Genomic DNA, 23,717 nt, shown 5'->3' on the forward strand with positions numbered 1-23,717 from the left:
CGACGTGGTTTAGCTGGCGCGGCGCGCGGTGCGGCACGCTTCGAGCTGGGCGCGCAGCTCGGCGGCTTCGGCCAGGTAGTTGTCGCGCGCCGTGGTGGCGCCGACCAGTTCCATTTCCGCCGCCAGCTTGGCGTCGGACAGCGTGGCCGCGATGGCGACGCTGCGTTCGAGCTGACCGCGCAAGTCGGCGAGCTGGGCATCCTTGCCTTCGATCGCCAGCTGGTCCTTGGCCTTGCCGACCAGGGCGTCCGCGGCGATATTGCGGGCGTTGCGCAATTCGCCGTTCAGGCGCGTGATCTGGTCTTCGTTTTCTTCCAGCGTGGCGTGAGCGGCCGCCAGTTGCGCACGCAGGTCTTCGATCTCGCTGCGCAGCGGGCTGCCCACTTCCTGGGCGGCTTGCTGCACCCAGCTGCTTAGTGCAGCCTTGACCGCTTCGGGGATTTCCAAGTGGGGGATGTCGTGTTCTGCCATGTCCGGCTCCGGTGAGGTTTGCGCAATCCAGACACGATACCCCTCGATTTGCCGTAGGGCAATGGATGAAAGGAAACTGAAAGCACGTTTTTGTTGCCCTCAAATTTGCTTCTTGGTAACAAGCCAGGGACGACTAAATAACAGGGAGACAATCATGAGTTGGTTCTACCACCTGAAGATCGGGAAGAAATTGCTATGCGCGTTCAGCCTGGTCATCGCATTCACTTGCGTGATGGGGCTGTTTTCCATCGCCGAGCTGGTCAAGGTCAGCAAGTCCTCGACCGATATCGCCACCAATTGGCTGCCGGCAGTGCGCTATGTGGGACAGGTGCAAACCTCGCTGGCCCGCTACCGCATCTCCGAGGCCAGCCACCTCCTGGTGGAGGAGGGCGAGGAGATGAGCACCATCGAAAAAGCCCTGGCCGGCCGCCTGGAAACCATGCGCAAGCAGCAGGCTGCGCTGGCCGCGCTGGTGACCGATGCCGAAGAATCACGTCTCTACGCCGGCCTGGCACAGGACGTAGAAGCCTACCTGGCGCAGAGCGCCAAGCTGGTGGCCCTGTCGCGCGCCGGCAACAAGGAAGAGGCGCGCCTGCTGTTCCGTGGTGCTTCCAACAAGATTTACCGGAAGCTCAATGAGCAGTTCGAAGCGCTGTCGACATATAACGACAAGGGCAGCAACGGCGCCGAACAAGCGGCGGCGGAGCGCTACGAGATGTCGCGCAGGCTGATCATCGGCATGCTGGCCGCGCTGGTGGTGGTCGGCGTGCTGCTGGCGCTGTGGGTGGCGCGCATCGTGGCCACGCCGTTGAACGCGGCGGTGGCGGTGGCGCAGCGCGTGGCCGGCGGCGACCTGACTGCCAGCATCGAGGTCAGCTCGCGCGATGAGACGGGCAAGCTGATGCACTCGCTGCGCGAGATGAACGACAGCCTGGCGCATGTGGTGGGCCAGGTGCGCGGCGGCACCGATGCCATCGCCACCGCTTCGGCGCAAATTGCCAGCGGCAACCTGGACCTGTCGGCCCACACTGAAAGCCAGGCCAGCTCGCTGGAAGAAACCGCGTCGGCCATGGAACAACTAACCTCCACCTTACGGCAGAACGCCGACAATGCGCGCGAGGCGAACCAGCTGGCGCAGTCGGCCTGGAATGTGGCCAGCGACGGCGGCCAGGTGGTGAAGCAGGTGATCCTGACGATGGAGAACATCAGCGCGGCCTCGGGCAAGATCGTCGACATCATCGCGGTGATCGACGGCATTGCGTTCCAGACCAATATCCTGGCGCTGAATGCGGCGGTGGAAGCGGCGCGTGCCGGCGAGCAGGGCCGCGGCTTTGCCGTCGTCGCGTCGGAAGTGCGCAACCTGGCCCAGCGCAGCGCCTCGGCGGCCAAGGAAATCAAGCAGTTGATCGACGACTCGGCGCTGCAGGTGAATTCCGGCACCCAGCTGGTACGGCAAGCCGGCAGCACCATGGAGCAGGTGCTGGCCAGCGTGCGCCGCGTCAGCGACGTGGTGGCGGAAATCTCGGTCGCCAGCGCCGAGCAAAGCACCGGCATCGATGAAGTCAACCGGGCCATCGGCCAGATGGACGAAGCAACCCAGCAGAACGCCGCCCTGGTCGAACAGGCGGCCGCCGCAGCCGACGCGCTGCAGGACCAGGCCGCGCAACTGGCGGGCGTGGACAGCACGTTCCGGCTGGCCGGTGTGGCGGGCCGCCAGCTGGCGCTGCGCTAGCACGTCCCCGGCATAATACAAGCCGCCTTCGGGTGGCTTTTTTTTTGTTTTTCGGGAACGCGCAAGCAGCTGGTGGCATCCAATGTCACGAAAACAGTCAAAACGGGGAAAGCAGATGAACGACCAGGGAGCATTCGAACAGCTCATGCGCCGCCACAACCGCGCGCTTTACCGCACGGCGCGCAGCATCGTGAAAGACGACGCCGAAGCCGAAGACGTGCTGCAGGAAGCCTACCTGCTTGCCTTCCGCGGCATGCAGGGCTTCCGTGGCGAATCCAGCATGTCGACCTGGCTGACCCGCATCGTCATCAACGAAGCAATAGGCCGCACCCGCCGCCGCGGCGCTGAAATCATCCAGCTGGACGGAGATGCACTCATGGACGAACACTAGGAACAACCGGACCAGGCGCTGTTGCGCAGCGAGGCGCGGCGCCTGATCGAGCAGAAGATCGACGGCCTGCCCGACGCCTTCCGCACGGTGTTCGTGCTGCGCGCCCTGGAAGAGATGACGGTGGAGGAAACCGCCGCCTGTCTCGATATCCCGGAGGCGACCGTGCGCACGCGCTATTTCCGCGCCCGCGGCCTGCTGCGTGAAGCCTTGTCGCGCGAACTCGATGTCGCGCTGGAGGACGCGTTTGCCTTCGACGGCGCGCGCTGCGACCGCATCGTTGCCAACGTTCTCGATCGCCTGAAAAACTAGCCACCCACCAAGGAGAAAATCATGTCCTTCCTGAATCGCCGCTTCTTCCTCTCCCAATCAGGCCTGCTATTGTCCGGCGCCGCTGCCGCGCTGCTGGCGGGCAAAGATGCGCTGGCTGCCAAAGGCGGCCCATCGACCGACGACGACGTGCGCGTCCTCAACACGGCGCTGGGCGCCGAACTGGAAGCCATCGCCGCCTATCAGCTGGGCGCGGAAAGCGGCCTGCTGCAAAAGCCGGCGCTCGACCTGGCCGTGACCTTCCAGGGCCATCACAAGGAGCACGCCGACATCCTGGCCAAGACCATCGGCAAGCTTGGCGGCAAGGCAGTCGGCGCGAAGGCGAAATACAGCTTCCCGACCGAGAACCTGAAATCGCAGGCGGACGTGCTGCGCTTTGCCGCCGCGCTGGAGAAGGGCGCCGTCAGCGCCTACCTGGGCGCCGTGCCGCTGTTCGGCAACCGCGAGCTGGCCAAGGCGGCCACCAGCATCCTGGGCGACGAGGCCATGCACTGGGCCGTGCTGCGCAACGCCCTCGGCGAAGCGCCGGTGCCGTCGGCCTTCATGTCATGAGGAGCATGCTTGCCGCGCTGGCGGTGGTGGCCTGCAGCGCCCTGCTGCTGGCCGCGCCGGCTGCCAGCGTGGTGGCAGGCAAGGTGGTCTACGAGCGCTGCCTGGCCTGCCACGCGCTGGCTTACGACCGCACCGGCCCGCGCCACTGCGGCCTGTTCGGACGGCGTGCCGGCAGCGTGCCGGGCTTTGCCTATTCCGACGCGATGCGGCGCTCGGCCATCGTATGGGATGAGAAAACTCTCAACCTGTTCTTGGCTGATCCGCTGCAAACCGTGCCCGGGACCAGCATGGGCTATGCCGGCGTCAAGGACAAGGCCGAGCGGGCCGACCTGATCGCTTACCTGAAGCAGGCCTGCCAATAAATTCGTTGGCGGCTTGTTTTGCGGTATCCTCACCGCATGACCGATGCATTAGTACGCCTGCCAGAGCTGTTACTGGATGCCGTCTTCATGGTGGACGAGGGCGGACGCATCGTGTTCGTCAACCCGGCCTGCCGCGCGATCTTCGGCTATGCGCCGGAAGAAATGACCGGCCGCATCATCCTCGATTTCATCCACCCCGACGACAAGGCCCGCACCGTGGCCGAAATGGGACAGGTGCTGAACGGCCGCCCCGGACTCGGGTTCGAGAACCGCTACCTGCGCAAGGACGGCAGCGTCGCCCACATCATGTGGACCGCGCGCTGGTCGCCGGAAGAACGCTTGCGCATCGGCGTGGCGCGCGATATCAGCGAGCGCAAGCTGGCCGAGCAGCGTCAGGCCGGCATGCTGGCGCTGGCCACCGCCGCCCATGGCGCGGAAGCGCTGCCCGAGCAGTTCCGCGCCTTCGAGCAGATCCTGCAAGGCTTGCTGCCCTTGAGCGGTATGGTGGCCGTGCTGCAGCTGGGCGAACGGTTGGCTTACGCCAGCTCGCCCGAAGGCGCGCCGCTGCCGGACGCGACGGGCTGGCACCACGTCACCTTGTCGACTTCCGGCATCGCGTTCGGCGAATTGCGGCTGGATCTCGGGCGCCATGGCACGTTGCCGGCCAGGGATATCGACCTGCTGGAATTTACCGCCGGCCAGGCCGGCGCCGTGATTGAAAGGCTGGCGCTGCACGCCGACCTGGCCCACGCGGCGCGCTACGACGAGCTGACCGGCTTGTCAAACCGGCGCCTTTTCCAGGACCGCATCCTGTCGGCCATCGCGCGCTGCCGGCGCGGCCAGTCGCGCGGTGCCTTGCTGTTCATCGACCTGGACGACTTCAAGCAGGTCAACGACGAGCACGGGCATGTGGTGGGCGACCAGCTGCTGCATGCCATCGCACGCCGGATTACCTCTTGCGTGCGCGAGGCCGACACGGTGGCGCGCATCGGCGGCGACGAGTTTGTCGCCCTCCTGGAAAACGTGGCCGACCAGGCGCAGGCCGCGGCGCTGGCCGGCAAGATCCAGCAAGTGATCGCTACCCCGCTGGTGCTGGCTGGCTGCAGCCTGCAGCCGCACGCCAGCATCGGCATTGCCCTCTATCCCGAGCATGGGGAGGTCATCGACCAGCTCATGCGCCATGCCGACCAGGCCATGTACGCATCAAAAGCGGCGCGCAAGGCAGCGGCAAGCAGGTGACCGACAGTGCGCGGCTCGGCCAACGATGCCAACGGCAACAAGCTGGCTAACAACTGCGGCAACGGCAACGGCAAGGCGGTGCCACCTCTGCGGAAACGGGCCAAGGGCTGGTCGGTCGGCGTGGTGACCACCACCCGCATCACCCACACCACGCCGGGCGGGTGCCGGCTACATCGCTGCGCTGGGAACGGCTTCGACGTCCTGATGGGCGGTAGCCAGTTCTTCCAGCCGGTCGCAGAAGGGGGGAAGGTTCCGACGACCGCGACCGGAGCGCAGAAATGAAGGTCTTGAGCTACACCTGCGCCAGCATCGCGGCGAAACTGCGGTGGACGGCGGCAATTCCGGCCGCATGCCGGGCTTGTTCAACTCAGTCCAGATGAATTACGGCCTGGAGCGCGAGCCTGCCAAGGAGCCGAGCCTAGTTGGGATATTGTGTGTCCAGTACTACAGCAAAGCCATCACCGCGGAAGGCGTGTCGCACGAAGTACGCTACGAAGAAACCATGCTGCGCCGACCCAGCCACGTATGGAGGATGCGCTTGCCGCCGCCAGTCGTTGCTGCGGACCGTGCCGTCAAGCGCGAACACAGCGTCCACAAGCAGTTCAACTCGGTGCTGTTGCCATGCCATGGATCCGCGGAGTGGCTCGGAAGGGCGGCGGTGGCCGGAGCACTTCAGCCCTGGCTCACCGAACTTAGGAAAGCAAGGTGATGGCAGGCGTGCGCGATGCGCTCCCGTTCTGGGAGGCAGCTCTGCAACGGGCTGGAACGGCGGCCAAGTCCATCATGATTGGGGTATAGCGCGTTATGGGCGTCTGCTTGGTGCATGCGATGTCTTGCTGGACCGCCGCGAAGATGTTCCAGTCGGTCGAGTTTCCAGGGACGGAATACCCAATGTTAGAATATCGGCTTGTTTTAACGCCGTCACAATACTTCTTGCGCCGAATTGCACATCGGGAATTTTCTAGAAATGCGTCCAATAAGAAAAGCTGTATTTCCAATCGCGGGACTGGGGACCCGCTTCCTCCCGGCTACTAAGGCTTCGGCGAAAGAAATGCTGTCGGTCGTGGATAAACCGCTTATTCAATACGCGGTTGAAGAGGCTTATGCTGCCGGAATTCGCCATATGATTTTCGTGACTGGCCGTACCAAACGCAGTGTGGAAGACCACTTTGATACTGCCTATGAACTGGAAAACGAGCTTGAGCTGGCTGGCAAGACCGATTTGCTGAAGATTGCACGTAGCATCGCTCCGGAAGATATGGTGTGTACCTATGTGCGCCAGTCCCGTGCGTTAGGCTTGGGCCACGCAGTCCTATGCTCAAAAGAGTTGGTTGGCAATGAGCCATTTGCGGTGTTGCTTGCCGACGACCTGATGGTGGGAGAGCCGTCAGCCATGGCACAGATGGTCGAACAGTTTTCCGAATGGCGGGCCAGCATACTCGCCGTGCAAAATGTGCCGCTTGAAGACACCAGGCGCTACGGTATCGTAAGTGCCGAAAATATCACGCAGGATCTGGTGAACGTGACTGGCATCGTGGAAAAACCAACCCCTGAACTCGCGCCGTCTACGCTCGCCGTTGTCGGGCGTTATGTCTTGACGCCAGGAATTTTCAAGGAACTGGAAAACCTGCCGCGCGGGGTTGGTGGCGAAATCCAGCTAACGGACGGCATCGCGAATCTTTTGCGCCGCGAGAAAGTGTTTGGCTATCGTTACAAGGGGGCGCGCTACGACTGCGGCACTAAGTTGGGATTCTTGCAAGCTACTGTGGATTTGGGGGTGCAGCACGAGGAAATTGGGGCCGAGTTTTCTGCATGGCTCGATCAACGTCGTGAAACTCCGGCGATGGCCCGTTAAGCAATCGCTTTGCATGGCTGTGCTTTGGCGATGGCTGCTGGCCTGCGTCGATCGTCCGCTCCCCCTTGGCATCCTGCGCGAACCGCTCCAGCCAGCGCTTACCGATTCATTCAGGCTAGCCTAATTTCCATGGTGGAATCGCGCTACGCTTCAAAGTGGCAGTAGATGTGTCAGGATGTTAGAATATTGGCCAACTTACGGGGCGAAAGGCAGAATACTTGGACCGGTATGATGGTTCCGTATAGGACTTCTGCGTTGGCCAGGCTTATATTGTAGTTAAAGTGACATGGTTGGCACGCTGGCCGCCAGAAGCGGAGGCGTATTAAATATGCAAGATGACGGTGCCTTGCCCAAGGTGGCGATTCTGCTTTGTACCTATCACGGGCAGCATTTTCTGGCCGATCAGTTGGACTCGATCGAACGACAGACTTATCCAAAGTGGGAATTATGGGTGTCGGACGACGGTTCGGAAGACGATACTCATGCAATCCTGGAGCGCTACCGCGCGCGATGGGGCGCGCAGCGCATGTCCATCCATAACGGGCCGGCGGAAGGATTCGTTTGTAATTTCCTGTCTCTGACTTGCAAGGCTGATATCCAGGCCGATTGTTACGCCTATTCGGACCAGGATGATATTTGGGAAGTTGACAAGTTACAGCGGGCATTGGATTGGCTGAGTAGTATTCCCAGCGATGTGCCGGCCTTGTATTGCTCGCGTACCCGGTTGGTTGATGCAGAAAATCGCGACATCGGCCTGTCGCCGCTGTTTTCCCGGCCGCCAAGCTTTGGTAATGCGCTGGTCCAGAACATTGGCGGCGCCAACACCATGGTGTTCAATGAAGCCGCGCGTCGCCTGTTGCGCGAAGCTGGCGAAAACATCGAAGTGGTTTCGCATGATAGCTGGGCCTATATGGTCGTGACCGGCTGCGGCGGCAGGGTCATGTACGATGCGTATCCTTCGCTGCGCTACCGACAGCACGGCAGCAATGCGGTGGGCAGCAATTCGACGTGGGCGGCACGCCGGCTGCGCATGCGCATGCTGTGGCGCGGTCATTTGCGCACCTGGAATGAGCGCCATTTGGTAGCATTGCAGCGGCTGCAACGCAGGCTCACGCCCGAGAGCCGCGAGACGCTTGAACTGCTTGCCGGGGCGCGGAAACGCTCGCTGATACCGCGACTGGTATATTTGAAGAAGTCGGGTATTCATCGTCAGACCCTGATGGGTAATCTTGGTCTGTTGGCGGCGGCAATTTTTAAGAAAATTTGACAAAATGACAATTATTGTAACTGGCGGCGCAGGATTTATTGGCGGCAATTTTGTGCTCGACTGGCTGGCACAATCCGACGAGAAAGTAATCAATCTTGACAAGCTGACCTATGCCGGCAACCTCGACAGTCTGCGCAGCCTCGAGGGCGATGCGCGCCATGTCTTCGTGCACGCAGATATTGGCGACCGTGAGAAGCTTGCAGCCCTGTTGGCTGAGCACCAGCCACGCGCCATCCTGAACTTTGCGGCCGAAAGCCATGTGGATCGTTCGATTCATGGCCCGGGGGAATTCATCCAGACCAATATTGTTGGCACTTTCAATCTGCTGGAAGTCGTGCGCGCCTACTGGGGAGATCTTACAAGCGAAGCTAAGGCGGCATTCCGCTTCCTCCACGTGTCGACTGATGAAGTCTATGGTTCGCTGGAACCGCAGGCGCCTGCCTTCACCGAGCAGCACCGCTTCGAACCAAACAGCCCTTATTCGGCCAGCAAGGCATCCAGTGACCACCTGGTGCGCGCTTATCATCACACCTATGGTTTGCCGGTGCTAACCACCAATTGTTCGAATAACTACGGGCCCTACCATTTCCCGGAAAAGCTGATACCCCTTGTGATCCACAATGCGCTGTCGGGCAAGGCTCTGCCGATTTATGGCGACGGCCAGCAGGTCCGCGACTGGCTGTACGTCAAAGACCACTGCAGCGCAATCCGCTGCGTGCTGGAGTCCGGCGTGCTGGGCTCGACCTACAACGTCGGCGGCTGCAACGAAAAAGCCAACCTCGAGGTGGTGCACACCCTGTGCGACATCCTCGACGAACTGCAGCCGCGTGCCGATGGGGAGTCGTACAAGACCCAGATCACGTTCGTCAAGGACCGCCCTGGCCACGATAAGCGGTATGCGATCGATGCTAGCAAATTGGAGCGTGAGCTGGGCTGGAAGCCGGCCGAGACCTTTGAAACTGGAATCCGTAAAACGGTGCAGTGGTATCTGGCCAACCAGGACTGGGTCGAAAACGTCACCAGCGGCAACTACCGCAACTGGGTGGAAAAACAATACGCATGAAGATCCTGCTGATTGGCAAGAACGGCCAAGTCGGGCACGAGCTGCAGCGCACTTTGCTGCCATTGGGCGAATTGGTGGTGCTCGGGCGCGACGCTCTTGACCTGAGCGATTCCGCTGCTTTGAACCAGGTGCTCGAGAGCCAGGCCGCCGACGTCATCGTTAATGCATCTGCCTATACGGCCGTGGACCGCGCCGAAGCTGATGAGGCTGGTGCAATGGCCGTTAACGCCGCTGCAGTGTCTGCGATGGCCGCATATGCGCGGTCGCATGACGCCTTGCTGGTGCATTATTCGACCGACTACGTCTTCGACGGCGACAAGCAGGCCCCCTATATTGAGGACGATGCCACCGCGCCGCAAAGCGCCTATGGCCGCAGCAAGCGCGCCGGCGAGGAAGCCATTCTCGCCAGCGCCTGCAAGGCGCTGGTGTTCCGCACCAGTTGGGTGTTCTCGGTCCATGGCGGCAACTTCATCAAAACCATGCTGCGCCTGGCCGGCGAGCGCGACAGCTTGAATGTGGTTGCGGACCAGTTCGGCGCGCCGACCTCGGCCGAGCTGATTGCCGATGTCACGGCACTGGCCATCGCGGCTTATCGCCGCGGCGCGCTGGCCGATGGCATTTATCACCTGACCGCTGCCGGCGAAACCAGTTGGCATGGCCTGGCCAGCTATGCTATCGAGCGCGCGCAAGCTCGCGGCTTGGCGCTGAAGGTCGCCGCAGCGCAGATCAAGCCAATCCCGACCGAGGCTTATCCGCTGCCGGCCAGACGGCCGCGCAATTCGCGTCTCGACACCAGCAAGCTGAGCAGCGCACTCGACCTGCAAATGCCAGCCTGGCAAGTATATGTCGATCGTCTGATCGATCAACTCTCTTGAACGGGAAAACCGCATGAAACGCAAAGGCATTATCCTCGCTGGCGGCTCCGGTACCCGGCTCCACCCGGCCACGCTGGCAATCAGCAAGCAATTGCTGCCAGTATTCGACAAGCCGATGATTTACTACCCGCTCAGCACCCTCATGCTGGCCGGCATCCGCGACATCCTAATTATTTCCACGCCACAGGATACGCCGCGCTTCCAGCAACTGCTAGGCAATGGTGAACAATGGGGCCTCAACTTGGAATACGCTGTACAAGAGTCACCCGATGGTTTGGCGCAAGCCTTCATTATCGGCGAGAAATTTATCGGCAACGAACCGTCGGCGCTGGTGCTGGGCGACAACATATTCTATGGCCACGAGTTCCAGGACCTGCTCGGCAATGCCATGGCGCGCACCGATGGCGCCAGCGTATTCGCCTATCATGTGCAAGACCCGGAGCGTTACGGCGTTGCTGAGTTCGACGAGCAGCGCCGCGTGCTTTCGCTGGAGGAAAAACCAGCCAAGCCGAAATCGAACTATGCCGTGACCGGCCTGTATTTCTACGATAGCCAGGCGGCCGAGTTGGCCAAGAGCCTGAAGCCATCGCCGCGTGGCGAACTGGAAATCACTGACCTGAACCGCCTGTATCTGGAACAGGACAAGCTCAATGTTGAAATCATGGGCCGCGGCTATGCCTGGCTCGACACCGGCACCCACGAGTCGCTGCTGGAGGCCGGGCAGTTCATTGCAACCCTGGAAAACCGCCAAGGCCTGAAAGTAGCCTGCCCGGAAGAAATTGCCTTCCGCCAGCAATGGATTGGCGCAGGGCAGCTGGAAAAACTGGCCCGTCCGTTGGCTAAGAATGGCTACGGGCAATACCTGCTACGCATCCTGGAAGAAAAGGTGTACTAATGAAGGCGACCCGTCTGAATATTCCCGATGTGTTGCTGATCGAGCCTAAGGTGTTCGGTGACGATCGTGGCTTCTTTTACGAGAGCTTTAACCAGGCGCGTTTCGAAGAAGAGATAAACCGCAGCGTCAAATTTGTGCAGGACAACCACTCGCGCTCGGCGCAGGGCGTGCTGCGCGGCCTGCATTACCAGATCCAGCAGGCGCAGGGTAAGCTGGTGCGCGTAGCAGCCGGAACCGTGTTCGATGTCGCTGTCGACCTGCGCAAGAGCTCGCCCACCTTCGGACAATGGGTCGGCGAAATCCTGAGCGCCGAGAACAAGCGCCAACTGTGGGTGCCGGAAGGGTTTGGCCATGGCTTCGTCGTGCTCAGCGACAGCGCCGAGTTCCTGTATAAGACTACCGATTACTACGCCCCGCAATATGAGCGCAGCATCGCCTGGAATGACCCCGAGCTGGCGATTGACTGGCGGTTCCACGGCACGCCATCGCTGTCGGCCAAGGATGCCAAGGGCACGCCTTTCCGCAGCGCCGAGGTATTTGCGTGACGATTCTGGTGACCGGTGGTGCCGGCTATATTGGTTCCCATACCTGCCTCGAGCTGCTACAGGCCGGGCATCAGGTGCTTGTTTTCGATAATTTCAGCAACGGCCACCCGGAAGCGCTCAAGCGGATCGAACAGCTAGCCGGGCGCCGATTGACCCTGGTGCGCGGCGATATCCGCGACCAGGACGCGGTCGAGGCGGCTTTGCGCCAGCATGGCTGCACGGCCGTCGTTCACTTTGCCGGCCTGAAAGCGGTCGGCGAGTCGGTTGAGCAGCCGCTACGCTATTACGATAACAATGTGGTCGGCACCCAGCGCTTGCTGGCGGCAATGCATAACTGCGGCGTCAACACGATCGTTTTTAGCTCTTCTGCCACGGTGTACGGCGACCCGCAGCGCCTGCCGTTGGCCGAGGATCATCCGCTGTCGGCCACGAATCCCTACGGGCGTAGCAAGCTTTTCATCGAAGATATGCTGCGCGACCTGTATCGGGCCAACCCGGACTGGCGCATCGCCATCTTGCGATACTTCAATCCGGTAGGTGCCCATGCCAGCGGGCGCATCGGGGAAAATCCGCTAGGCACGCCGAACAACCTGATGCCGTTTGTAGCTCAAGTTGCGATCGGCCGTCGCGACTTCCTGAATGTGTGGGGCGGCGACTATGCCACCGCCGATGGTACCGGTGTGCGCGACTATATCCACGTTGTCGACTTGGCCTTGGGGCACCTGAAAGCCCTGCAGCGGCTCGACGTACCGCAATGCACGGAAATCAACCTCGGCACTGGAAATGGATACAGCGTGCTGGAGGTGGTCAAGGCTTTCGAGGTCGCTAGCGGACGTGCGGTGCCCTACCGAGTCTCGCCGCGCCGTGCGGGAGATGTCGCCGCTTGCTACGCGGACCCGTCCTATGCCGAGCGCTTCTTGGGCTGGAAAGCACAGCGCGGCTTGGCCGATATGTGCCGTGATCACTGGAACTGGCAAGAACAAAATCCTGAAGGATATGTATGAAGTGTAAGAAGCAGTTGTTGGAGATGGTTGACTGATGCAGAGTTTCTCCTTATCTCCGGCGGAGATTGGCGCCAGCCTGTGGCGCAACCGTACCCTGGTCAAGGCCTTGATCCAACGCGAAGTGGTTGGCCGTTACCGTGGTTCCCTGATGGGGATCCTGTGGTCGTTCTTCAATCCGGTGCTGATGCTGGTGATCTACACCTTTGTCTTCAGCGTGGTGTTCAAGGCGCGCTGGCATTCCGGCAGCGATTCCAAGACCGAGTTCGCGCTGGTGCTGTTCGCCGGCTTGATCATGTTCAACCTGTTCGCCGAGTGCTTCAACCGCGCACCAAGCATGATCCTGTCCAACGCGAACTATGTGAAAAAAGTGGTCTTTCCACTGGAGATCCTGCCCTGGGTCAGCTTGGGTTCGGCCTTGTTCCATACCCTGATCAGCCTGCTTGTCTGGCTGCTGGCCTATGCGATCCTGTTCGGCATGCCCCATGCGACCGTGCTGCTGTGGCCACTGGTTGCGCTGCCGTTGCTGCTGTTCATCATGGGACTCTCCTGGTGCCTGGCCGCCCTTGGCGTCTACCTGCGCGACGTGGCGCAGGTGATTGGCGTGCTGACGACGGTCCTGATGTTTCTTTCGCCGATCTTCTATTCGGCCGAATCCCTGCCGCAGGAGTACCGCCTGTTCCTGCAGGTCAATCCGCTGACGCCTGCGATCGAGCAGGCGCGCGAAGTGCTGTTCTGGGGGCGGATGCCGGACCTGGCCAATTACCTGCTCTATCTGCTGGGTGCCGCAGTGGTGGCATGGCTGGGTTTTGCCTGGTTCCAAAAGACGCGAAAGGGTTTTGCTGATGTCCTCTGAAATTGCGATCAAGGTCGAGAACCTCAGCAAATGTTACCAAGTCTATGCACAACCTCATGATCGACTGAAAGAGTCAATCTATCCGCGCGTGCAGCGCCTGCTGGGGCAGCAAGCCCAACGGTATTACCAGGAGTTCTGGGCCCTCAGGGACGTTTCGTTCGAAATCAAAAAAGGGGAAACCGTCGGTATCATCGGCCGCAACGGCAGCGGCAAGTCGACGCTGCTGCAGATGATCTGTGGCACCCTCAATCCGACCCATGGCAGCATCACGACGCACGGGCGCATTGCCGCCCTGCTGGAACTGGGGTCGGGCTTCAACCCTGAGTTTACGGGGCGTGAAAATGTCTACATGAACGCCGCTGTGCTCGGGTTGACCCGCGCAGAAACCGAAGCACGCTTTGCCGACATCGTCGCCTTTGCCGATATCGGCGATTTCATTGAGCAACCGGTCAAGACCTATTCCAGCGGCATGATGGTGCGCCTGGCCTTCGCCGTGATTGCCCATGTCGATGCCGACATCCTGGTCGTGGATGAGGCGCTGGCGGTCGGCGACGCATTCTTCACGCAGAAATGCATGCGCTTCCTGCGCGAGTTCATGAGAAATGGCACGGTGCTGTTTGTCAGCCACGACACGGCCGCAGTCAAGAATTTTTGCAGCTTTGCCGTCTGGCTGGAAAAAGGCAAGGTAGTGCAAGAAGGCGCGCCGAAGGAGGTCTGCGAGCGGTACTTGCAAGCGTTCTATGAGGCCCAGCAAGGCGACCGCGCCACCGCAGCCGCGCCGCGCAGCCAGGAACGCCGTGCGTCGGTCCGGAAAGACCAACGCCAGCAATTCATCAATCACAGCAATTTGCGGAACGACTTGCAGGTATTCCAGTTCGACCCGGCTTCCGCTTCGTTCGGCAAGGGCGGCGCGCAGATCACCAACGTGGAATTCCTGGATGCGGACGGCGCGCCGCTGGCCTGGGTGGTTGGCGGCGAAGAGGTGACCCTGCGCGTGGTGGCAAGTGCGCTGGAACAGCTGGACGCGCCGATCATCGGTTTCGTTGTGAAAGACCGGCTGGGGCAGGCGCTGTTTGGCGACAATACTTACCTGAGCTACGCGACCGATCCCCAGACGTGCTGTAGCGGGGAAGAAATCCAGGCTGACTTCCGCTTTGCGATGCCGATCCTGCCGGTCGGCGATTACAGCATCAACGTGGCCATCGCCAGCGGGACCCAGGAGCAGCATGTCCAGCACCACTGGATGCACGATGCGGTGCTGTTCAAGTCCGAATCCACCAGCGCATCGACCGGGCTGGTCGGCATTCCGATGCTCGATATCGCGCTGACAGCGTACCAGCCACACACAAAACTGAGCAATAACTGAGCCAATAAGGAAAAAGAGTACATGGCCCATCCGCAACAAAAGGCGTTCTGCAGCGCGGTAAAAGCGCGTTTCCCGCATTATTTCAACGGCGTGCTCGCGCTTGATATCGGTTCGCTCGACCTGAACGGCAATAACCAATACCTGTTCGATGCCAGCTGCCAATACCTCGGCATTGATGTGGCGGAAGGACGCAACGTCGACATCGTCTCGCCCGGCCACCTGCTGGGCATGCCCGCTGAAACCTTCGACGTCATCGTTTCGACCGAGTGCCTGGAGCACGACCGACATTGGGAACTGACCTTGCAGGAGGCGGTGCGCATGTTGCGCCCCGGCGGCATGCTGCTGATGACCTGCGCGACCACGGGCCGCCCGGAACACGGTACGCGCCGCACCACGCCGCACGACGCTCCCTTGCTGTCCTCGGTCGATGACGAATGGGCCGACTACTACCGCAATCTGGACGAGCAGGATGTACGCAGCGCGCTGGACGTGCCCAAGCTGTTCCAGATGATCGAATTTTCGGTCGGCGAAGAAACGCACGACCTGTATTGCGTGGCGATCAAACAGGGTGTGTTCCAGCGCCGCACCGACCGTTCGATGCAGACCGCATCGCATCCGGTGCGCTTGCTCGAGGAAGATTTGAAGGCGCAATTGCAGCGCGCGTTCGAGGCCCTGCACCGGTCCCAGGACGATGCATCGAGCCTCATCCAAAGCATGACGCAGCAGCAGGGCGAACGGATGGCAATGGCGGACAAGCTGGCCGCCGTGCAAGACAATGAGCGCGTGCTGCTCGAACAACTGAACTTGTCACAAAGCCGCGAGCGCGACCTAAACGATCAGCTTAATTCCGCGCATGCCCGCGAGAGCGCGTTACGCGAACAGAACGCCTACGAGCACACGGCCCAGGCCGCCCTGCAAAAGGAGCTGACCGCCATCGGCGCCTTGATGGCGCAGGCCCAGACCGAACGGGCAAGAGCGGCCGACGAGCTGTCGCGCCTGTACCGCTCCAAATCGTGGCGCATCACGCATCCGCTGCGGGTACTGATGACAGGCGTGGCCGCTGCCGGCCGCACCGCGCGCCGTGCACGCAACGCGCTGCGCTATGTCGCGCGCGGCGACCTGGCCGGTCTGCGCAACCGCCTCCAGGCGCGGCGCGCGGACCTGGCCCTCGAATCCGTGGCGGTGGCCGGGCCACCGCAGCGCTGGGGGGTGATGGCCACCGCGCACACGCTGTTCATCGGCCACCTGATTGCTTCGCGCCTGCGGGCCCACGGCTGGGAAGCCGATGTCATGACCAGCGAACCGGCCGGCTTCCCTCACGATATGTACGTGGTGATCTGCCCGCAGATGTTCAAGAAGCTGCCGCCGGGCGAGAAGCGGATTGCATACCAGATGGAACAGTCGGTCAGTTCGCGCTGGTTTACGGCTGACTACCTGCACATGCTGGAGAATTCGCTGGCAGTGCTCGAGTACGCTCTCGTGAATATCGAGTTCATGGCAGGCAAAGGCATCGCTTATCCGCACGTGCACTATTTGCCGGTCGGCGCCGATGCCAGCTATATGCAGCATTTGCCGGCCCCGGAAAAGCTGTATGACGTGCTGTTCTACGGCGACCCGAACAGCTCGCCGCGCAGGCGCGCCATGCTCGACACCCTGCGCCAGCACTTTGATGTGCGCGTGTGCAGCGAAGTGTTCGGACTGGAGATGATCGAGGAGATCCGCCGCGCCCGGGTGGTGATCAACCTGCATTATTATGAAAATGCGCTGCTGGAAATGCCGCGCATCCAGGAATGCCTTTCGTTGGGGGTCCCGGTGGTGTCGGAGTCGTCGCAGGACCAGGCCGAATACCCGGACCTGGCCGGGGCCGTGGCGTTCTTTGAAGAGGGCGATGAGGCGGGCATGGTGGACACCGTGCGCGCCGCCTTGAAGCAGGGCTTCGCGCCGGCGGCGGTCAGCCAGGCTGCGCTGCTTGGCGCAACGCGCTTCACCTTCATGTTCGACCGTTTCCTGACCGCGATGAATTTTTTGTCGCCGAGCAAGATTGCGGGCGACGGCTTGCCGCTGCCGGCCGATGCCGCCCGCATCGCGCTGTCGATGCCTGAAACCATTGCGCGCCGCCGCATCTTCGAGGCCAACCGTCCTGACGGCTGTGTCGTATTCGACGGCGTGCGGCTGCGCCCAAGCTGGGTCGGTTGCGGCCTGTCCTATGCCAACCTGGCACGGCATGCGCTCAAGAGTGACATCGAGCGCCTGACCGTGCTGGAAGATGACGCCTTGTTGCCCCCCGATTTCGAAGACAAAATGCGCACCGTGCATGCGTACCTCGATGCCAAGGGCGATCAATGGGATGTCTTTGCCGGCGTCATTGCCAGTTTGCACCCCGACGTCAGGGTGTTGAACGTGGAAACTTTCCAAGGCATGCGTTTTGTCACCATCGACAGGATGATCAGCATGGTCTGCAACGTGTACAGCCGCAAGGCACTCGGCGTTCTGGCTGCATGGAATCCGGAGCACCGGGATGACCAGACCAACACCATCGACAAGTACCTGGAACGCCAGGCCAGCTTGCGGGTGGTGGTCGCGCTGCCCTTCCTGGTCGGGCACAGGGAGGAAGTCTTCTCGACCTTGTGGGGCATCCAGAACACGCAGTATTCGGACATGATCGCCGCCAGTGAAGCCGGACTGGTTGGCCTGGCAGCCAGCAGCATGGCGCCGCACGGCTTGTGATGCCGTGCCATGTTGAAACTGAACCTTCATGGTTCGCTCGAATAAGAACAAGGTCTCTTTGAATGGTTATCCGCTATGACTATGAATAACGCCGCCAGCTCCGGGGCGGATGGAAAATCAGGTGCTACATCCTGGCTGAAGGACGGCCGGATGCTTGCCATCCTGAGCGCAGCCGGCATTGGGCTGTTGCTGGTGCTGCTTTTGATCAGGGGCGCATGTGCCACGCCTTTTTCGGATGAATTTTATTTCTACAAGCTGTACGCGTCGGCGAAACAGGGCGCGATCGATGTCAATGAAATTTTCCGGCCGCATTTTGGCCACGTCTATGTTTTGCTGAAATCATGGCTGTGGCTGGTCGTACATTACAAGCTCGACTGGCGTGTCAGCATGTATTTGCAGGCGGGTTTCATTGCCTTGACCGCCCTGTTGCTGTCCCGTTACAGCATGCCGCGCATCGCACCCAAGTTGCGGGTGTACGTGGCAGTCGCGATCGCGCTGGCGCTTGGCAGCCCGCGCCAGTTTGAAAATCTGTACATGGCGATGCAAGTCAGCGCCGCAGTAATGGTCTTCTTCGCATGCGCGGCGTTCTATGCGGTTGCCAAGTATTCTGAAACCGAAAAGGACCGCTATGCGATGCTGGCAATTGCATGCGCCTTCTTGTCATTTATTTCGACCGGTGGCGGCTTGATGGCCTTCGTGCTGGTGCTGGCGTCGCTGCTGCTGATTGCTAAAACCAATAAGCTGAGGATTGTCATTGTCGCCGCCGGTGCCGCTTTCCTGCTGATCGTGGCCAGCTATATGCGCTCCGCGCTGGAAGCCGGCCCTATGCCATCCTTGCTCACTGCAAAGAATTTTCTGATTTACTTTCCGGCCTTCTTTGCCAACGCCCTCTATTCCTTCACTGAACGCGGCGATGATGTCCGCTCAATCTGCTTTGGCGTGGCCATCCTGGCGGGCGCCGCCTACGCTGTGCAAGCGACCTGGCAGGAAAAAGAAAAGCATGTCCTGGGCTATCTGCTGATCGGTTTCGGCCTGGCCTCATGCCTGGCTATTGCCTATGCCCGACTGAAGTCGGGCATCTGGCAGCCCAATGCTCCCCGTTATTATCCGTCGGCGGTCACCCTGGTGATCGGGGCCTTGCTGCTATTTGCCAGGAAACAGAATAAAGACCATTCCAGGCTGGCGCTCCTGATTGTCGTCCTGGTCGTCGTTTCCTTCAGCAAAAGCTATCGCAAGGAATGGCGCAGTGCGCCGGACCGCTATGCTTACTTTAACAGCTCGCACGTCAACCTGTGCAGTGGAAAAGACGAGGGCCTGGCATTCATGGGCAATGTGAAGACCGACAGCGACCTCAAGGTGTTACGCGACGTCTTTTGCACCGATGAGCAGAAGCGCATGCTCGAATCGCAGCCGGTTTTGCTGGAAATCGGCCCGACCCAGACCAGCAAGGGCATGCCGTTCAACCAGCAGCCAGACGGCCAGAGCGCTTTATGGGCCACGACCGAAAACTGCGAACATTCTTGCACCTTGGTGTTTGCCGACGTTGAACTCCCGGTCCTGGCCAACGCAACCGGCACCGTGGTAACGACCAACGTGCCGCCGGAACTTTTTAATTCATCCGGCGAAAAAGTTGTTTATATTAAAAATACACGCAGCAATAAAAAGTCTCGTACTGTTGTGTTTCAGGTCAATTAAGAATATCTGATGATTAACGCCCATTCCATTTCCCAGCCGTATCGGGTCGCGCAATGAATACCTTGCCGCTGATTATTGACCTTGACGGTACCCTGATCCACACCGACATGCTGCACGAGTCGGCGTTGCGGACCTTGCGCGACAAGCCGGCCGAGGTATTGCGCATTCCGTTCCTGCTGGCGCGCGGCAAGGCTGTATTGAAACGCCGCCTGGCCCAGCACGGCGAGTTCGACGCTGCCTCGCTGCCATACAATACGGCCTTGCTGGAATGGCTGCGCCAGGAACGCAGCAGCGGCCGCAAGCTGATCCTGTGCACCGCATCCGACCAGTCGATCGCCAACGCCATCGCCGACCACCTGGGTGTGTTTGACGAGGTCATGGCCAGCGACGGTACGGTCAACTTGGCAGGCAAGAACAAGGCCGATGCGTTGGTGCAGCGCTTCGGCCAGGCCGGCTATGATTATGCCGGCAACTCGCATGCCGACCTGCCCGTGTGGCGCGCTGCGCGCCGCGCCGTGGTGGTCAACGCGCCGCCCGAGCTGGCCAGGCGGGCAGCCAATTGTTGCGAGGTGGAGCGTTCTTTCGCTGCACCGGGCGCCGGTTTCGCGGCGTGGCGCCGCGTGTTGCGCGTGCACCAGTGGCTGAAGAATCTGCTCCTGTTCGTGCCGCTGTTCGCCGCCCACCAGTTCACGGACCCGGCAAACTGGATGGCGCTGCTGCTAGCCTTTATCGCGTTCAGCCTGTGCGCTTCTTCGGTGTACATCGCCAATGACTTGCTTGACCTCGAGAGCGACCGCCAGCACCCGCGCAAGCGCAACCGTCCATTCGCCAGCGGCCAGGTGCCGGCCTGGCAGGGCGTGCTGTGCGCGCCCTTGCTGCTGGCGGCAAGCGCGGCGGTGGCATGGCAGGTCGGCGGCAGTTTCTTTGCCTGGCTGTCCGGGTATTTCCTGCTGACTTGCGCCTATTCGTGGCTGCTCAAGCGCCTGATGCTGGTCGATTGCGTCACGCTGGCGCTGCTGTATACGCTACGCATCATCGCCGGTGCCGCCGCGCTGAGCATGCCATTGTCATTCTGGCTGCTGGCCTTCTCGGTGTTCCTGTTCTTGTCGCTGGCCTTCGTCAAGCGCTATGCGGAGCTACAGGTTCAGGTCTTGCACGGCAAGAAAAAGGCACATGGCCGCGGTTACTACACGACCGACGCGCCGCTGATACAGATGCTGGGCGTCTGCGCCGGCTATGCTGCACTGGTGGTGTTGGCGCTGTACCTTAACAGCGAAGCGGTGGTGATGCTGTACCGAACTCCCGAAATCGTTTGGGGGGCGGTGCCCGTCATGCTGTTCTGGGTCAGCTGGATGTGGATGCAGGCGCATCGCGGCCACATGCACGACGACCCGCTGGTGTTCGCAGTCAAGGACAAAGCCAGCCTGTTTGCCGGCGCCTGCTTCGCGGCAGTGCTGGCAGTAGGGACGGCAGGGTGGCCGTGGTAATGGTGTCTTCCTGGGGGCGGCTGGGGCAGTGGGAGCACGAGGTGCGCCCGTTGACGGAGCGCGGGCAGGTAGCGCGCCAATTGCAGCCTGGCGTACCCGGTCTGGCGCACGGCATGGGGCGCAGCTACGGCGACGTCTGCCTTAACCCGGGTGGACTGCTGTGGCGTACTACGGGGCTTGACCGTTTCATCAGCTTCGACCAGGACTCGGGCCTGCTGCGCTGCGAGGCTGGGGTCTTGCTGCGCGATATACAGCGCATGGCCATCCCGCGCGGCTGGATGCTGCCGGTCACGCCGGGCACCCAGCTGGTCACGGTCGGCGGCGCGATTGCCAACGATGTGCATGGCAAGAACCATCACGCGGTCGGCTCCTTCGGCGACCATGTGCGCCACATCGAATTGCTGCGCACTGACGGCAGCCACATCGTTTGCGGGCCGGAGCTGAGCCCGGAATGGTTTGCTGCCACCGTCGGTGGGCTGGGACTGACCGGTGTGATCAGCACGGCGGAACTCCAGTTGCGCCGCGTGGCCGGCCCATGGCTGGAAACGGAAACCCTGCCGTATACCAGTCTCGAGGAGTTCTTCCGCCTCGCCGACGAGTCGGAGGCAGGCTGGGAGCACACGGTATCGTGGATCGACTGCCTGTCGGGGAACGGGCGCGGGATTTTCCTGCGCGCCAATCATTGCGCCATCGAGGGGCGCGAAGTGCCGCGTGCCAAAGCGCGCACCATGCCCTTCGTGCCGCCGGTGTCGCTGGTGAACCAATTGTCGCTGGCGCCATTCAACTTTGCCTACTACAACTTGCAGAAGAGCCGTTCCGGCAAAGGCGTGGCGCATTACGAGAGCTACTTCTATCCGCTCGACAACCTGCATGAGTGGAACCGGATGTACGGCCCCAAAGGCTTCTATCAGTACCAGAGCGTAGTGCCGCGCGCCACTGGCCACGCGGCGGTAAAAGCCATGCTGGAAGCGATTAGCGACAGCGGCGAAGGTTCCTTCCTGGCCGTGCTGAAGACTTTTGGCAAACGGCAGGCGCTGGGCATGCTGAGCTTCCCGCAACCGGGCGTGACGCTGGCGCTGGACTTCCCGAACCGTGGCGAGCGCACGCTGCGCCTGTTCGAGCGGCTGGACGCCATCGTCGCCGAGGCCGGCGGCCGCATTTATATGGCCAAAGACGCGCGCATGCCGCGCGCATTGTTCGAGGCCGGCTACCCGCGCCTCGCCGAATTTTTGCAATACCGCGATCCGGGCATCAGTTCCGCGATGTCGCGCCGCTTAATGGGGAACTAAGTGTCTGAGAACAAGAAAAGCATTGTCATCGTCGGGGCAACCTCGGCCATGGCTGAACACTGCGCCCGCCTGTGGGCGACCGGACAGGCCGTGCACCTGACCCTGTTGGGCCGCAACCGCGAAAAAACCGAAGCCGTGGCGTCCGACCTGCGCGTGCGCAGCCCGCAGTCGACGGTGACGGTGGTGGAAGCGAATTTCAGCGAGCCGCAGCAGATCCGCGCGACGGTGGAGGGCATCGTGGCCGGCGGCGTGCCTGACGTGGTGCTGGTGGCGCACGGCTCCCTGCCCGACCAGCAAGCCTGCCAGGACGACCTGGCGCTGGCAGCCGAGGCGATGGAAGTAAACGGCATTTCGCCGGCCTTGTTTGCCGAAGCCTTTGCCGGGCACATGCAGCGCGCCAATCGCGGCACCCTGACCATCATCGGTTCGGTGGCAGGCGAGCGCGGCCGCAAATCGAATTACGTCTACGGTGCGGCCAAGGGACTGGTCACGCGCTATGCGGAAGGCTTGCAGCACCGCCTGGCGGGGACGGCTGTCAAGGTCGTGCTGGTCAAGCCGGGCCCAACGGCAACGCCGATGACGGCGCACATGCCGCAGCGCGGCATGGCGAGCGTGGAGTCGGTCGCGCGCCAGATCGTGGCCGCGAGCGCCAAAGGCCAACCGGTCCTGTACACGCCAGGCAAGTGGGCGCTGATCATGCTGGTCATCGCCAACCTGCCGCGGGCCATCTTCAACAAGATGGACATCTGAGTGGCCAGCGCCCAATATTATCAGTGAGGAAAGAAATGAAGAAGAAAATCCTGCTCCCTGGCGGGGCTGGCCTGGTAGGCCAGAACTTAGTAGCGCGCCTGAAGGCCAAGGGCTATACCAATATCGTGGTGCTGGACAAGCATCGCCCGAATCTGGAAGTGCTGAAGCGGGTGCAGCCCGACATCACCGTGGAATATGCCGATCTGGCCAAGCCGGGCGAGTGGCTGCGCCATTTTGTCGGTGCCGACGTGGTGGTCATGCTGCAGGCCCAGATCGGCGGCATTGATTACCAGGAGTTTGTCGACAACAACGTCACGTCCACCAGCCTGATCCTCGATGCCGTCAAGGCGAATCACGTGCCGCAATTGGTGCACATCAGCTCGTCTGTGGTGATGTCGGTGGCCGACGACTTCTACACCAACTCCAAGAAGGACCAGGAGAAGCTGGTGCTTGAGAGCGGCATTCCCTGCCCGATCCTGCGCCCGACCCTGATGTTCGGCTGGTTCGACCGCAAGCACCTGGGCTGGCTGTCGCGCTTCATGAAAAAAGTGCCGGTGTTCCCGATCCCCGGCCATGGCCGCTACATGCGCCAGCCCTTGTACGTAGGCGATTTCTGCAACGTGATCATCAGCTGCATCGAGAACAAGATCGACCACGGCATCTACAATATTTCCGGCCATGAGGAGGTCGACTACATCGACATCATCCGCCAGATCAAGCGCGTCACCGGCGCCGGCGCCATCATCGCCAAGATCCCGTACAGCCTGTTCTACGCGCTGATCTGGACCTGGAGCCTGTTCGACAAAAACCCGCCGTTCACGACCCAGCAGCTGACCGCCCTCAGCGCCAAGGATTCCTTTGAAGTGATCGACTGGCCGGGCATGTTCGGCGTGCCTTGCACTCCGTTTGCCAAGGCGATTGACGAAACCTTCAACCATCCTCAATACAGCAAAGTCGTTCTGGAGTTCTGAT

At 61.3% G+C, this 23,717-nt stretch carries 22 protein-coding genes and 1 pseudogene; 22 read left to right on the forward strand and 1 reads right to left on the reverse strand.

Annotation, left to right across the window (positions count from 1 at the left end; translation table 11 throughout):
* Positions 1 to 9: 9 nt before the first annotated feature.
* Complete coding sequence (locus ACN9MZ_RS05155) at positions 10 to 471, reverse strand: hypothetical protein (RefSeq protein ID WP_426341183.1); 462 nt, start codon at positions 469 to 471, stop codon at positions 10 to 12.
* A gap of 154 nt (positions 472 to 625) precedes the next feature.
* On the opposite strand from ACN9MZ_RS05155, the gene ACN9MZ_RS05160 reads away from it, so the two are divergent.
* The 22 genes and pseudogenes from ACN9MZ_RS05160 to ACN9MZ_RS05265 all read left to right on the forward strand — a co-directional run bounded on the left by ACN9MZ_RS05160 (position 626) and on the right by ACN9MZ_RS05265 (position 23,716).
* Positions 626 to 2,203, forward strand: coding sequence for a methyl-accepting chemotaxis protein (locus ACN9MZ_RS05160; protein WP_426341184.1), 1,578 nt, complete (start codon positions 626 to 628; stop codon positions 2,201 to 2,203).
* Positions 2,204 to 2,285: 82 nt separating this feature from the next.
* A pseudogene (locus ACN9MZ_RS05165) lies at positions 2,286 to 2,903 on the forward strand (RNA polymerase sigma factor).
* Positions 2,904 to 2,924: 21 nt separating this feature from the next.
* On the forward strand, positions 2,925 to 3,473 hold the full coding sequence (locus ACN9MZ_RS05170; protein ID WP_426341185.1) for a ferritin-like domain-containing protein: 549 nt from the start codon (positions 2,925 to 2,927) through the stop codon (positions 3,471 to 3,473).
* Complete coding sequence (locus tag ACN9MZ_RS05175; protein ID WP_426341186.1) at positions 3,470 to 3,835, forward strand: c-type cytochrome; 366 nt, start codon at positions 3,470 to 3,472, stop codon at positions 3,833 to 3,835. The genes ACN9MZ_RS05170 and ACN9MZ_RS05175 overlap by 4 nt, the downstream gene beginning before the upstream one ends.
* Before the next feature lie 36 nt (positions 3,836 to 3,871).
* Positions 3,872 to 5,074, forward strand: a complete 1,203-nt coding sequence (locus tag ACN9MZ_RS05180; protein ID WP_426341187.1) for a diguanylate cyclase domain-containing protein — start codon at positions 3,872 to 3,874, stop codon at positions 5,072 to 5,074.
* 6 nt (positions 5,075 to 5,080) lie between these two features.
* Entirely contained in the window at positions 5,081 to 5,356 is a 276-nt protein-coding gene (locus tag ACN9MZ_RS05185) for a hypothetical protein (RefSeq protein ID WP_426341188.1), read from the forward strand.
* A gap of 94 nt (positions 5,357 to 5,450) precedes the next feature.
* Entirely contained in the window at positions 5,451 to 5,783 is a 333-nt protein-coding gene (locus ACN9MZ_RS05190) for a hypothetical protein (protein WP_426341189.1), read from the forward strand.
* 258 nt (positions 5,784 to 6,041) lie between these two features.
* Positions 6,042 to 6,929: a UTP--glucose-1-phosphate uridylyltransferase GalU gene (galU, locus tag ACN9MZ_RS05195; protein ID WP_426342865.1), complete on the forward strand. Its 888-nt coding sequence runs from the start codon at positions 6,042 to 6,044 to the stop codon at positions 6,927 to 6,929.
* Between the two features lie 286 nt (positions 6,930 to 7,215).
* Entirely contained in the window at positions 7,216 to 8,196 is a 981-nt protein-coding gene (locus ACN9MZ_RS05200) for a glycosyltransferase family 2 protein (RefSeq protein ID WP_426341190.1), read from the forward strand.
* A 4-nt stretch (positions 8,197 to 8,200) separates the two neighbouring features.
* Positions 8,201 to 9,259: a dTDP-glucose 4,6-dehydratase gene (rfbB, locus tag ACN9MZ_RS05205; protein ID WP_426341191.1), complete on the forward strand. Its 1,059-nt coding sequence runs from the start codon at positions 8,201 to 8,203 to the stop codon at positions 9,257 to 9,259.
* Positions 9,256 to 10,134: a dTDP-4-dehydrorhamnose reductase gene (gene rfbD / locus ACN9MZ_RS05210; RefSeq protein ID WP_426341192.1), complete on the forward strand. Its 879-nt coding sequence runs from the start codon at positions 9,256 to 9,258 to the stop codon at positions 10,132 to 10,134. The genes rfbB and rfbD overlap by 4 nt, the downstream gene beginning before the upstream one ends.
* Before the next feature lie 13 nt (positions 10,135 to 10,147).
* Complete coding sequence (gene rfbA / locus ACN9MZ_RS05215; protein ID WP_426341193.1) at positions 10,148 to 11,029, forward strand: glucose-1-phosphate thymidylyltransferase RfbA; 882 nt, start codon at positions 10,148 to 10,150, stop codon at positions 11,027 to 11,029.
* Positions 11,029 to 11,574: a dTDP-4-dehydrorhamnose 3,5-epimerase gene (gene rfbC, locus ACN9MZ_RS05220; RefSeq protein ID WP_426341194.1), complete on the forward strand. Its 546-nt coding sequence runs from the start codon at positions 11,029 to 11,031 to the stop codon at positions 11,572 to 11,574. The genes rfbA and rfbC overlap by 1 nt, the downstream gene beginning before the upstream one ends.
* Positions 11,571 to 12,578, forward strand: coding sequence for a UDP-glucose 4-epimerase GalE (galE, locus tag ACN9MZ_RS05225; RefSeq protein WP_426341195.1), 1,008 nt, complete (start codon positions 11,571 to 11,573; stop codon positions 12,576 to 12,578). Before rfbC ends, galE begins: the two co-directional genes overlap by 4 nt.
* Positions 12,579 to 12,612: 34 nt before the next feature.
* Positions 12,613 to 13,431 (forward strand): ABC transporter permease, encoded by an 819-nt coding sequence (locus tag ACN9MZ_RS05230; RefSeq protein WP_426341196.1) that lies wholly within the window; start codon positions 12,613 to 12,615, stop codon positions 13,429 to 13,431.
* Positions 13,421 to 14,797 (forward strand): ABC transporter ATP-binding protein, encoded by a 1,377-nt coding sequence (locus tag ACN9MZ_RS05235; protein ID WP_426341197.1) that lies wholly within the window; start codon positions 13,421 to 13,423, stop codon positions 14,795 to 14,797. Before ACN9MZ_RS05230 ends, ACN9MZ_RS05235 begins: the two co-directional genes overlap by 11 nt.
* A 21-nt stretch (positions 14,798 to 14,818) precedes the next feature.
* Positions 14,819 to 17,524, forward strand: coding sequence for a methyltransferase domain-containing protein (locus ACN9MZ_RS05240; RefSeq protein WP_426341198.1), 2,706 nt, complete (start codon positions 14,819 to 14,821; stop codon positions 17,522 to 17,524).
* Between the two features lie 75 nt (positions 17,525 to 17,599).
* On the forward strand, positions 17,600 to 19,219 hold the full coding sequence (locus ACN9MZ_RS05245) for a hypothetical protein (protein WP_426341199.1): 1,620 nt from the start codon (positions 17,600 to 17,602) through the stop codon (positions 19,217 to 19,219).
* 53 nt (positions 19,220 to 19,272) lie between these two features.
* On the forward strand, positions 19,273 to 20,706 hold the full coding sequence (locus tag ACN9MZ_RS05250) for a UbiA family prenyltransferase (RefSeq protein ID WP_426341200.1): 1,434 nt from the start codon (positions 19,273 to 19,275) through the stop codon (positions 20,704 to 20,706).
* Entirely contained in the window at positions 20,700 to 21,995 is a 1,296-nt protein-coding gene (locus tag ACN9MZ_RS05255) for an FAD-binding oxidoreductase (RefSeq protein ID WP_426342866.1), read from the forward strand. Before ACN9MZ_RS05250 ends, ACN9MZ_RS05255 begins: the two co-directional genes overlap by 7 nt.
* Positions 21,996 to 22,745: an SDR family NAD(P)-dependent oxidoreductase gene (locus ACN9MZ_RS05260; RefSeq protein WP_426341201.1), complete on the forward strand. Its 750-nt coding sequence runs from the start codon at positions 21,996 to 21,998 to the stop codon at positions 22,743 to 22,745. It begins immediately after the preceding gene.
* 35 nt (positions 22,746 to 22,780) lie between these two features.
* Entirely contained in the window at positions 22,781 to 23,716 is a 936-nt protein-coding gene (locus tag ACN9MZ_RS05265) for an NAD-dependent epimerase/dehydratase family protein (RefSeq protein ID WP_426341202.1), read from the forward strand.
* The last annotated feature ends 1 nt before the right edge of the window (position 23,717 follow it).

Source organism: Pseudoduganella sp. S-14, assembly GCF_049913285.1.
GTDB lineage: Bacteria > Pseudomonadota > Gammaproteobacteria > Burkholderiales > Burkholderiaceae_D > Rugamonas.